Origin of the sequence: Tomitella biformata AHU 1821, from assembly GCF_000524475.1 — a bacterium.
GTDB classification, from domain to species: Bacteria; Actinomycetota; Actinomycetes; order Mycobacteriales; family Mycobacteriaceae; genus Tomitella; species Tomitella biformata.
In genome coordinates, this window is sequence record NZ_BAVQ01000004.1 from 68742 (window position 1) to 79588 (window position 10847).

The 10847-nt window shown below is 63.6% G+C and carries 11 protein-coding genes and 2 pseudogenes; 8 read left to right on the forward strand and 5 right to left on the reverse strand.

Annotated features, from left to right (window positions below; translation table 11 throughout):
• The first annotated feature begins 330 nt into the window (after window positions 1–330).
• Both TBIF_RS03130 and TBIF_RS03135 read left to right on the forward strand, forming a co-directional pair.
• A complete protein-coding gene (locus TBIF_RS03130) occupies window positions 331–1167 on the forward strand; it encodes an SDR family oxidoreductase (protein ID WP_024793409.1) in 837 nt (278 codons plus the stop codon).
• Window positions 1168–1213: 46 nt separating this feature from the next.
• Entirely contained in the window at window positions 1214–2278 is a 1065-nt protein-coding gene (locus tag TBIF_RS03135; protein ID WP_024793410.1) for a BtrH N-terminal domain-containing protein, read from the forward strand.
• Window positions 2279–2333: 55 nt separating this feature from the next.
• On the opposite strand, the pseudogene TBIF_RS26115 reads toward TBIF_RS03135, so the two are convergent.
• Window positions 2334–2453 (reverse strand): annotated as a pseudogene (locus TBIF_RS26115) (transposase); the annotation flags it as partial.
• Window positions 2454–2459: 6 nt separating this feature from the next.
• A pseudogene (locus tag TBIF_RS25270) lies at window positions 2460–2747 on the reverse strand (transposase); the annotation flags it as partial.
• Window positions 2748–2950: 203 nt separating this feature from the next.
• Here TBIF_RS25270 and TBIF_RS03145 point away from each other — a divergent pair.
• Window positions 2951–3505 (forward strand): PaaI family thioesterase, encoded by a 555-nt coding sequence (locus tag TBIF_RS03145; RefSeq protein ID WP_024793411.1) that lies wholly within the window; start codon window positions 2951–2953, stop codon window positions 3503–3505.
• 16 nt (window positions 3506–3521) lie between these two features.
• On the opposite strand, the gene TBIF_RS03150 is transcribed toward TBIF_RS03145, so the two are convergent.
• Window positions 3522–4997 carry an MFS transporter gene (locus TBIF_RS03150; RefSeq protein WP_371828019.1) on the reverse strand — a complete coding sequence of 492 codons (1476 nt, stop codon included), beginning with the start codon at window positions 4995–4997 and terminating at the stop codon, window positions 3522–3524.
• A gap of 204 nt (window positions 4998–5201) precedes the next feature.
• On the opposite strand from TBIF_RS03150, the gene TBIF_RS03155 reads away from it, so the two are divergent.
• Window positions 5202–5906: a TetR/AcrR family transcriptional regulator gene (locus TBIF_RS03155; protein ID WP_024793413.1), complete on the forward strand. Its 705-nt coding sequence runs from the start codon at window positions 5202–5204 to the stop codon at window positions 5904–5906.
• A 238-nt stretch (window positions 5907–6144) separates the two neighbouring features.
• Window positions 6145–6726 (forward strand): recombinase family protein, encoded by a 582-nt coding sequence (locus tag TBIF_RS03160; protein ID WP_024793414.1) that lies wholly within the window; start codon window positions 6145–6147, stop codon window positions 6724–6726.
• Window positions 6727–6735: 9 nt separating this feature from the next.
• On the opposite strand, the gene TBIF_RS03165 is transcribed toward TBIF_RS03160, so the two are convergent.
• Window positions 6736–7062 (reverse strand): histone-like nucleoid-structuring protein Lsr2, encoded by a 327-nt coding sequence (locus TBIF_RS03165; RefSeq protein WP_024793415.1) that lies wholly within the window; start codon window positions 7060–7062, stop codon window positions 6736–6738.
• Between the two features lie 350 nt (window positions 7063–7412).
• Here TBIF_RS03165 and TBIF_RS03170 point away from each other — a divergent pair, with 350 nt between their 5' ends.
• The 3 genes from TBIF_RS03170 (at window position 7413) to TBIF_RS03180 (ending at window position 8560) form a co-directional block, all read left to right on the forward strand.
• Entirely contained in the window at window positions 7413–7889 is a 477-nt protein-coding gene (locus TBIF_RS03170; RefSeq protein WP_024793416.1) for a hypothetical protein, read from the forward strand.
• An 87-nt stretch (window positions 7890–7976) separates the two neighbouring features.
• The gene (locus TBIF_RS03175) at window positions 7977–8228 is read left to right on the forward strand and encodes a toxin HicA (protein ID WP_024793417.1); all 252 of its coding nucleotides are present in this window, start codon (window positions 7977–7979) and stop codon (window positions 8226–8228) included.
• Window positions 8225–8560: a type II toxin-antitoxin system HicB family antitoxin gene (locus tag TBIF_RS03180; RefSeq protein WP_024793418.1), complete on the forward strand. Its 336-nt coding sequence runs from the start codon at window positions 8225–8227 to the stop codon at window positions 8558–8560. The genes TBIF_RS03175 and TBIF_RS03180 overlap by 4 nt, the downstream gene beginning before the upstream one ends.
• 195 nt (window positions 8561–8755) lie before the next feature.
• Here the strand turns inward: TBIF_RS03180 and TBIF_RS24340 are convergent, their stop codons facing one another.
• A complete protein-coding gene (locus TBIF_RS24340) occupies window positions 8756–10468 on the reverse strand; it encodes an exonuclease domain-containing protein (protein WP_158506307.1) in 1713 nt (570 codons plus the stop codon).
• Window positions 10469–10847: the final 379 nt, after the last annotated feature.

The following is a 10847-nucleotide window of genomic DNA, read 5'->3' on the forward strand; positions in this document are numbered from 1 at the left end:
GCGGGGAGAACATACGCGCCGAACCCCGTATCGCGGCCGACTGCCGATCGGTCGGAGCTCTCTCCGCGAACAACCGCGGCCGTGACCACCACTCGGACTACCTCGGACACCTCGAATCGGGTGAGCCGATACCTGCTGGCAGAGCTGTGCCACATGACTCTCTCGTCGGCGTGGCCGTGTTACGGCCGACACCGGTAAGTAACCCGAACAGACGAGACCCGCTCTGCCGCTACGATACCCATATCCCTCTTCCGTGTGCGCAGCTACTACCGCGAGAGCGGGCCGAACGGCGTATCCCGATGTCGCATATCTATGCAAGGAGCGCAGCAGATGACGAACAACGCACCTCACACCCCCGCCAGGACCGTGGCGATCACAGGTGGAGCTCGCGGCATCGGATATCAGACAGCGAAGGAGTTGATTCGACGAGGCCACCGGGTCGCCATCGGCGACATCGACGAGGCACGTGCGAAGGAGGCCGCCGCCGAACTCGGGGTGAAGGTCGTCACCCGACTCGACGTCACCGAACCTGACTCGTTCACAACGTTTCTGGACCTGGTCGAACGTGAACTCGGACCCCTCGACATCCTGATCAACAACGCGGGCATCATGCCTACCGGCCACGCCCACGAAGAGGACGATGCGTTAACCCGGCGGCAAGTCGAGATCAACGTCCTGGGTGTCATCTTCGGGACCAAACTGGCTCTTCAGCGAATGCTGCCGCGCCGCACCGGACACATCATCAACACTGCGTCATTGGCCGGCGAGCTCGCGGTACCTGGTTTGGCGACCTATTGCGCTACCAAGTTCGCAGTCATCGGATTCACAGAGGCCGCACGACTGGAGTACCGCAAGTCAGGGGTTCGACTGTCCACGATCCGGCCGACGTTCACCAACACCGAACTCGTCGCCGGAACCGCTGGCGCAAAGGGATTACGCAACGCCGAGCCGGAGGAGATCGCCCGCGCGACAGCAGATCTGATCGAGAATCCACGCCCCTTCGTCCGCGTCACCCGTCTCGCAGGCGCAATGGTCGCGGCGGTGAAATTCGTCCCCCGGCGGTTGGCGACCGGACTCGGTTCGGCCTTGAACACAGATTCGGTGTTCCTCGCGGACGTGGACATGGCTGCTCGCCGAACGTATCTCGACAGAATCCGGAACAGCTGAGCGTGCCGACACGCGCGCTCGACCACCCACCCGAAAGGCAGTCACAGTGACCCACACGACTCTGATCGAGAACTATCCCCACCGGATGGGAGGACACTGCGGGTCAGGCGCAATGCGAGACCTTCTGCATTGGCACGGTCTGGGATGGGACGGACCACCCGACGAGGGGTTGGTGTTCGCACTGGGTGGTGATCTCGGTTTGTCCTACCTGCGATCGGCCGACCTGGTCCCACCGATGTATCTGGTCGGCCGCGGCGCCGACTTCGAGATCGACTTGCCGCGCAGGCTCGGCGGACAAGTCGAGGTTCTCACGACCGACGATCCCGGTGAGGGCTGGTCATGGGTTCGCGACGACATCGATGCGGGACGACCCAGTCTGGTCTGGGCCGATATCGCTGAGCTGCCCTACTTACGGGTGAAACTGCAGATGAGTCGCCACGACATCGTGGTGATCGGCTACGACGAGATCGGGGGGACTGCCTCGGTCGTCGACAACGATCGGGCCGACGTGCAGGAGATCCCGCTCGACGCGCTGGCTCGGGCGCGATCTTCCACCTCGTTCCCGCAACCGACACGTCACTGCACGTACCGAATCACATGGCCGCAGACACTGCCGCCCGTGTCGACTGCCGCGGCTGCGGCCTTTGCCCGATCCGCCGCCAGCATGCGCGCCCCATCGACACCGGGAATAGCCGACCACGTACCAGCGGCTGGTGCCGAAGGATTGGCCGCGGTCGACCAGCTGGCAAACGACGTGAAGAGCTGGGTCGACCTTCCGCCCGATGACCTCGAGACGCTGCTGTTCAGTCTCGGTATCTTCATCGAAAAGGCCGGAACCGGAGGCGGGCTCTTTCGTCGGCTTCTCACCGACGGCTGTACCGAGATTGCACGTCTGACCGGTGATCCCGCTACCGCAGACCTCGCGGCGGCCGCCGATCACTGCGCCCAGGCCTGGACCGAAACTGCCCGTGCCGGAACAGAACGCGGTCTCGATGTACGAACACGCGCAGCTGCGGTGGCCGTGTCGGCTGCCAGACTGCCGGAACTCGAGCTGATCCTGGTGGAGTCCCTGGAGTCTGCTTCACGCTCGCTGTCCGCCATCACGAGATGATGCCCACCGTCGTTCGATGGCGCGCGGTACACGGGGCGCATCGCACTGTGCTGCAGCTGTCGTCGCCGACACCGTACGCCCTGGCGACCTCACTGATCGGCTTGGAAGAGTCGATGACCTCTCGGCACAGTTCGTCTTTGAACTCGGTGCTGAAAGATCGACGCGATCTGCTCATGCTTGTACGCCGGTTGCGGATATGTCGAGCCAGTACGGCCCGCTTCTTGCCCGACGCAACTGTCAGGGGTGACGTACCGGAGTAATTCTTGCGAGACTTGGCGTTGGTGTAGCGGTCGACGTCGTCGCTGAATTCACCGAGCCCCGGGCGGCGAGGATGACACCGATTCCTGGCGGGGAGAAGTAGATGGCGGCGTTGCGTGTCCGCGTCCGGGTGTGTTTCAAAATGGCGGGTCAGTTCGGCTTCGAGGTCGCCGATCTGACGGTTCAACTCCGCGATCAGCGCCAAGAGTGCGCCGAAATCCTCGCGGCAGATCACTTCTCTCTTTAAGCTATGTCGGCTTGGTCGATCCTTTAGTGCAGTTGAATTCTGACATAGTGCAGTTTGTTCTTTTGAAACTGACAGCTTGTTCTTTTGAAACTGACAGCGGTGCAGGCCGAGCGCGCGAAGACGCGACAGACTCGGCACAATTTTTTTCACGACAGAGAGGTCCGACCATGAAGAGAATTCCGGACGAGGTCAGCGGGTCGGCCGGGCCCGCTGTCGAGAACTGGGCGCGCTCGTTCTGGAGCACGAGTTTCGATTCGCCTGATCTGCCGCCCCACCACCCCGACTGTCTTGGTTGTGGGCCGGAGAATCCGCACGGCCACGCCCTGTCGGTCCAGCGTGACGAGAACGGCGTGGTGGCTCACCACGTGTTCGATCAACGTCATGTCGGGGCACCCGGGATAGCACACGGCGGCGCGGTGGCGACCGTTCTCGACGATCTGTTCGGCTTCCTGCTCTACACAGTGGGTGAGCTCGCCGTGACGCGGCGTCTCGAGCTCGACTACCTAGCGCCGGTTCTGCTCGGCACTCCCTACGTGTTGCGTGCTGCCGTTCGGTCTCGTGATGGGCGCAAACTGGATCTCACGGCCACGATGGACGATGCGCAGGGCAGCTCCGTAGCCACCGCTACTGCCCTGTTCGTGGTGGTCGAGGTCGAACACTTCATGCAGTCCCAAGCCCGAGCCCAACTCCGGGCCACAGACACGAATCACACCGAACAATAGACACCCTGGCCGACCTTCACCGACGTCCATCACCCGCGGTGGCTGTCGTACGGCTGCGTCTACCTGGCGCAAAGACGGCGAGGACGAGTGCCCCAGCGGCGGTCAGGGCCGCCAACGACAGCGTCGCCTGACCACTTCCGTGTACGAATGCGGCTCTGGCGAACTCGGCCAGCGGCTGACCAGCTGGTCCTGCGCGGTCGGCGACCTGCAACGCGGCGGCCAGAGAATCGGCCACCGGACCACGGGCAGGCTCGGGTAGCTGGGGCAGAGCCGGCTGAATGTGCTGAACGTAACCGGCCGCGAGCACGCTACCGGCTACCGCAATCCCAATCGCGGCACCGATTTCGCGAGCTGCGTCGTTGACCGCGGCAGCCACCCCGTGCTTGGCCTCAGGAGTGTCCGAGACGATGGCGAAAGTCGCAGGGGCGGTACACAACCCCAAACCTGCGCTCATGATGAGCAAGGGCCACAGCAGGTCAGGGTAAGTCGCCGCGACGGTCAGTCTGCTCACCATCACCAGTCCCGCCGCGATGGTGAGCAGACCTACAGTGGTCATCACCCGCAGCCCAACAATGTTCGACAGCCAGGGTGCAATCACCGAGATCACGATGAGCGGCACGACCATAGGGGTCAACGCCAACGCGGCGGTGAGCGGTCCATAACCGAGAATCAACTGCAGATACTGCACCAACAGCAAGAACACCCCGAAGGTCACCAAAAATTGGATACAGACAGACAGCGCGCCGGCACCGAAACCACGGCGGGCGAACAACCGGACATCGAGTAGCGGTGCCGAGGAACGTAGTTCTACGACGACGAACACCACAACCGCGAACAAGCCCACCGCAGTGCTGACGGCGACGAGCGAATCCGACCAGCCACGGGCCGGAACCTCGATCACAGCGAAGACGATCGCCCCGACTGCGACAACTACGGTCACAGCGCCCACCCAATCGACCGGTGGATGCTCCTGCTGGCGGGACTCCGCGATACTGCATGCCAACCCGGCCAGGACTGTTCCGGCGACGGTCAACCCGACGAACACCGAGGTCCACGACCACTGCTCAAGTAGCACACCAGCTCCGAGGATGCCCAGGACCGCCCCGGATCCAGCAACCCCGGCCCACACACCTACAGCGCGACCGCGATGCGCCGGTGGAAATCCCGCGGTCAGTATCGACAGCGTCGAGGGCATGACCAGCGCCGCACCCGCCCCAGCCAACGCGCGAGCAGCGATCAGCCACGCCGGGTCGGCGAGAAACAAGGGCAATGCCGACGCGAAAGCGAACAACGCCAACCCCGCCACGAGCACCCCCCGGCGACCGTACCGGTCACCGATCGCACCGGCAGGCAGCACGAAGCACGCCAATACCAACGTGTAACCGTCGACTATCCAGGTCAGTTGGGCTTGCGTCGCCCCTGTCGCGACCGCGATCTGTGGCAACGCTGAATACAATGCCGCCATTGCGGCCACCACCAACGCGACCGCCATGCACGACACAATCAACATCCACCACTGGGCACCGCTCCATCGAGCGACGCTGGCAGAGTCGGATCTACGTTCGTTCAACGGCCAGCCTCCCAGTTCGAGACTGATCGTCTCGGTACGAGACTATTAGTATCATAACTTTGCGGGTGTGGCAGAATGGTCAAGCGAGGACATGTTTTGTCAGTCAAAATGGAGCGGAGCCCGTTCATGGTCGACCCTCTCGTTGCGGCCGAGGGCCCGGCCGACCCCCGGCTGGCGCGCTCACGTAACCGGTTGCTCGAAGCGGCGGGCCAGCTGCTGGCCACCGGCGGTGTCGAGGCGGTCACCGTGGAGGCGGTCACCCGCATGTCGAAGGTTGCACGTGCCACTCTGTACCGCCACTTCGGAAGTACCACTGACCTGCTCGCTGCAACCTTCGAGCGACTACTACCCCCAGTCGACACCGATATCGATACCGGTCCGCTACGTGAACGTCTGATTTCGTTGCTCACCACCCAAGCCGACCTCATCGAACAAGCTCCGGTGCAGATGACCACGCTGGCCTGGCTGGCAATGGGACCCGTCAACAGCGGCGACGCCAGCCGGCGCGATCTCGATCCTGGCGCGGTGGTCTCGCTTCGGGCCCGTGTCATAGAGCAATACCGCAGGTCCCTGGATCAGATCCTGACGGCCCCTGAAGCTCGCGCTGTGCTCGGCGAGATCGACACCACCTTCGCCCTCATTCAGCTCCTCGGACCGATAGTGTTCGCTCGCCTCACAGGACTGCGCCACATCCACGCCGACGACTGCATCCAAATCGTCGACAACTTTCTCGCCGCCCATGCCGCAAGTGTCCGATCGAGCACTTCGCGCGACAACAGCCGTCCACGGCCGGCCGCGGCGCTAGACCCGCAGCTCACCGACGGCCAGTAAAACTTGATGGGAAATTTCACCATCAATGCGCTATCGAGTCAGGGATCGCAGCGCTCACTGGATAAGGCCGGACGTGTGCTCGAGAACTCGGAGTTGCAGTGCAGTGCACTTCTGACATCGTGCAGCCGTCTTCTGAAACTGACACGAGACCAGCGCAGAGAGCCAGAAAAAGTGTGCTGCTTACCCATCCTGCATGTGAGTCCGGTATAGGTTCCCTTTCCCGGACTATCATCGTGTGATGGACGGAATGCTGGTCGGGTATGCCCGATGCTCAACCCAGGGGCAGGATCTGCGTGCGCAGCGCACAGCCCTCACCCGCCTCGGAGTGGTTCCGGAGCGGATCTACACCGACCGGGGTTTCACCGGTCGCAACCGCGACCGCCCCGGGCTGCGCGAAGCCCTCGCCGCCTGCCGCGCCGGCGACACCCTGATCGTGACAAAACTCGACCGCCTCGGCAGAAGTGCCGTCGATCTACGTGGCATCGCCGATGAGCTCGAGGCGAAGGGAACCCGGCTGAGCATCGGCGGCTCCATCCACGACCCGGCAGACCCGACGGGCAAGCTGTTCTTCGGGATGCTGTCGCTGATGGCTGAGTTCGAGTCCGACCTGATCCGGGCTCGGACCCGGGAGGGGATGGCGGAGGCGAAGAAGGCCGGCCGCCTCAAGGGCAAACAGCCCAGGCTCTCGGCGCTGCAGCGTAAGCGGCTGCTCGCGGACTACGAGTCCGGCGACTACTCCGCGAGCGAGCTGTGCGAGATCAGCGGGCTGTCGCGGTCGGCGATGTACGCGACGCTGCGCCGTGCCCGGGACGAGTCCTGACCAGGGGCGTCAGTGCGCTTTTTGGTAGGCCGCGACAACCTCGTGGGGGATGCGTCCGCGTTCGGAGATCTCGAACCCATTGTCCTGTGCCCAGGCCCGGATCGCCTTGCTCTGTCCTCTGCCGGGTTGGCCGGCAGGCTGGGTGCCGGTCTTCTTGCGACCGCCCACGCGGCGGGCGTGCGATACCCATGTGGCCAGGCTTTCTCGCAGGCCGGCGGCGTTGGCCTCGGACAGGTCAATCTCGTAGGTGATCCCGTCGAGCGCGAACTCCACGGTCTGGTCCGCGGGTGTCCCGTCGATGTCGTCGATCATGCTGACGGTGACTTTTTGCGCCATGACTGTGGTGACCCTGTCTGTTGCGGAACATGTGGTGTCGAGATCTTCGATCGAGTCTCGCATGTGGTTGAGGATTCACCGAAAATTGTGGGGATGGGCGGGGTCATTCTCGGGGAGGAGAATGAGCTGTGAGCTGGCTTCTTACCGTATCGTGAGGACGCTGGAAGGTGGCCCTTCTCTCCCCGGATCGGAAGGCCTCTGATGGCCCTGGGTGTAGGGCCGCGGGCGACACCGCCACCGAGCGATCACAGAACACCGCGATCACGCGGCCAACTCCATAGATCTGGACCGACCTGCGAGCGGCGAATCGGCGGCAGTCCCCATTGCGTGTTGCTGGCAGAGTCGATGAGATGGAACACGATCAGGACACCGGGTGCGGCTGGGCTCACTGCGAGGCGCAGGGCCGACATGAGCATCACTTCGTCGGCATTAATGATGGCGACGACTGGGACGACCCGACCGTGCGGCACGGCGATTCCGAGCAGGTGGATTGGGACATGAAATTCGTGTCCGCGTTGACCTCTGCGCTGTCAGGACGAGTCTTCGATGAGAGCCCCTATGAGGTCGCGCGACTGGAGTGGGCCGATTCCGTGATGACGTTGGTGGTGCGGGTGTGGCGCGGTGAGAGCTCTGGCCTGATCGGATGGCAGGAGCATCTGCCTACCGTGCGCTCCGGATTCACTCCCGATGATCCAGCGAGAGTCGCGGGAGCGTGGCACACAGGCGAGTTCTTCCCCTGTTGCCTGCCGGAACCGTTCTTGCCCGATAGCGATGGCATCCACTGGATCGGGACAGGCCGGCCATCGCACCCCAGCAACCTTCGCTGACGAGCTGACGGGCTTCGCTGGGATCCCACCGCTACTGGAGTCCGCCGCAATAACTAGTGGTGCTAGCGGATGCGCTAGCATAAGCTGGTGACGAAGGCCGACAAAGTCAGAGCAGCGCTCGAGCGGAACCCACGCTCGGTGACCTACGACGAACTGCACACGCTGTGCGTGCGGATCTTCGGGGAGCCGCGGCAGCAGGGCACCAGCCATGCGGTGTTCCGCATGCCGTGGCCGGGAGACCCGCGGGTGAATATCCAACGCGGGAAGAACGGCGAGGCCAAGCCTTACCAGGTCAAGCAGGTGCTCGCGGCGATCAAGAAGATGGAGGAGCAGTCATGAGCGGTCCCGATGTTCGGCGGTATTCCTACCGCGTGCTGTGGTCCCCTGAGGACGGCGAGTATGTGGCGACGGTGCTGGAGTTCCCGTCGCTGTCCTGGCTCGACGAGGACCAGGCCGCAGCGTTGCAGGGCCTGGTCGAGGTGGTGGCCGACGTCGTCGAGGACATGGTCGCCGCCGGCGAGAGTGTGCCGCAGCCGTTCACCGAGCGGTCCTACAGCGGCACCATCTACGTGCGGACCTCAGTGGAGGTGCACCGCCGACTGGTGATGGAGGCGGCGGAGAACCACGTCTCTCTCAACCAGTGGGCGGCCCAACGGCTGGCCAGCGCGTAGACGCACGACACGACATCCGGCCCGTCCTCGTCGAGACGAGTATTCGAGACGCCTGCCTGTCCCGTTCTCCCCGGAACCAGGCATCAGGTGCGGTCCCGCGGGTCTGTCTCATCAACCTTTAGATAAACGAGACAACCAGTGTGTGGTGCCGGTGGCGGGGGAACCCTTGGCTAGATCTGCTGGGGGTTGCCAGCGTTACTCGGCGCCGAGTAACGCCCTAGCCTTTGCGAGTCGTTGGATGATGGAGTGAGTAGGGCTGGGCGGTTTGCCTGTTGCCTGTGCTGCGTCGACCCATCGTTGAAGGATCCCGACCTCGCCAGCGATGTCTTTCTGCTTGCGGTAGACGATTGCCGCCTCCCGCGTCCACCCGGGGGCCGGCCATTCCAGCGGTCGGTATTCGGCCTCGACTGCCTCGATGCACTCAAGCAGGAGCGTTAGGGCTTCGTCAAGCCGATTATCGCGTTTGAGCTGTTTGACTACGGGCATCCACGCCAAGAAATGCTTGCCGCGCACCTGCTGGCGTGTACCTACGCGGGACTGCGGGTTTACATGACTATCGTCGGCGAGCGCATATGCATCAACACGGGACGGTGAACTTCGGTCGGGGAGCGAAACGCTGCGGTCGCCCGCGATGAGCTCGGACATTTGCTGTTGGTCGATGATGACCAGGGGTCGGCCCGCAGCACGATGGTGCCGAGCTGTGGCCACGTCCTCGTCCACTTGTGGGCGGTCGTATTCGTCGAACCACGTGCCCGCGATTAGCACACTGGTTCTATGGGTGATGGTTTTGTTCACCTTCGCCCCGCACGCTGCGAGCTGCCGCCACGCATCCTCTCTCGACATGCCCCGGAGAGAGCCGGTGATCACCACGATGTGACCGTGCAGCGGATGGGCGGGGTCTGCGTTCTTCACAGGATCCGGTGGGCTGGTGACCTGCCGCAATGTCTCCGAGGCCGGGACTCCCTCTCGGTACGTGTCCTTGGGCGGGGTGGCCGAGTCGACGGTCGCACGCCCGAGCGTGATGCCCGATGCGATGACGTATCCGGGGACGGTGGTGACATCCCGGCGACGCATGAGCTGCAGGGCGATGCCGGCGGCGGCTGCCGCATCTGCCGACGCGTCGTGGTGGTGCAGAAGTTCCACGCCGAGGGCCGCGGCGACGGTCGGCAGTTTGTGGTTGGCCAGTTCGGGCAGGTCTCGCCGTGCCCATTGCAGCGTGCAGGCGTAGTCGAGCGGCCGCCACGATAGTGATTCTGCCGCGGATGCTTCGCGGAGTGCGCCGATGTCGAAGGCCGCGTTGTGCGCGATCAACGGCAAGTACCCCACAACGTCGAGCAAGTCGCCGAGGCGTTGACGGAACGTCGGCTGGCCGGCGACAGCATCTGCGGTGATGCCGTGCACAAGGACATTGCCAGCGTTGAATGACTCAAGGCCCGGGGGCGGCTGACACAGCCAGGAGTGGGTGGCCGTGGTCTCCCCGGCCTCGACGACTGTGAGTCCGATGGCGCAGATACTCCCGCGGGCCGAGTTGGCGGTCTCGACGTCGAATCCGACGAAACTGGGTCCGGAGGTTGATCTGACGCTGATCTCCAGGGCGGGGGCTGCCGGTATGGAGTGGTCGGGCTCGGTTTGTGCCGATGCAGGAAGTGGCACCCTGGTGTGACCTTGGTTGTGGGCGATAAGAGCGTGCAGGTACGCGGCGAATCCGGCCATCTGTCCGCGCTGGCTGCGGGTGAAATGCACAGTGTGCGGGTCTACACTGGCAGCATTTTTCGTCAGGGGAAGCCGTGGTCTGCCTACGCAGATTTGGATCCAGCCGGCGGAGAGCATCGAGGGCTGGCGCACGTGGACGGCGGCAACAGTGCCTAGGTTGATGATCTGGCTCTCACCCACTGCGGCCGCGAGCAACGAGCTACGTTCTAGGGCCATGCGCTGGTCCGTGATGGTGATGCTCGTGCCGTGCCCGGTAAAAGTTGCCACCGTGTGTGCCTGTCCTCTTCCACTGGTCGATCATCAGCGATGGTGCCACGCCGTCATCTATCTTGTTGCCGGTGAGATTCCTTGAGCGACTCCCGGCAGCCATCAAACGGGAGCTTCCCATGGCCTACCGACATTGGCACTGCTGTAGCAGTGGTCATGGACCCGGTGTGTGAACCTGCATCCCGCTGATCGCTGGTGTGGGTCGAGGCCGCTACGACGACCGTCGATTCCCGGGTCAAGTCCTTTTGAGTGGTGTATCGGCGCTTTCTCGGATTCCTCCTGATGGGCGAGGTTTTCAGGCGGCGAT